The organism is Vibrio sp. OPT18, from assembly GCF_015163615.1.
Classification (GTDB): Bacteria; Pseudomonadota; Gammaproteobacteria; order Enterobacterales; family Vibrionaceae; genus Vibrio; species Vibrio coralliirubri.
The window spans coordinates 1-211 of the sequence record NZ_JADDYK010000109.1; the positions used below are offsets into that span (position 1 = coordinate 1).

Consider the following 211-nt stretch of genomic DNA (forward strand, 5'->3'; position numbering starts at 1 on the left):
ACGCCCAGTAATTCCGATTAACGCTCGCACCCTCCGTATTACCGCGGCTGCTGGCACGGAGTTAGCCGGTGCTTCTTCTGTTGCTAACGTCAAGAGATGTTGCTATTAACAACACCCCCTTCCTCACAACTGAAAGTACTTTACAACCCGAAGGCCTTCTTCATACACGCGGCATGGCTGCATCAGGCTTTCGCCCATTGTGCAATATTCC

At 51.7% G+C, this 211-nt stretch carries 1 rRNA gene; it reads right to left on the bottom strand.

Features of this window, described 5'->3' with window-relative positions:
• Nucleotides 1-211: ribosomal RNA gene (locus IQQ51_RS24825) — 16S ribosomal RNA — on the bottom strand; the annotation flags it as partial.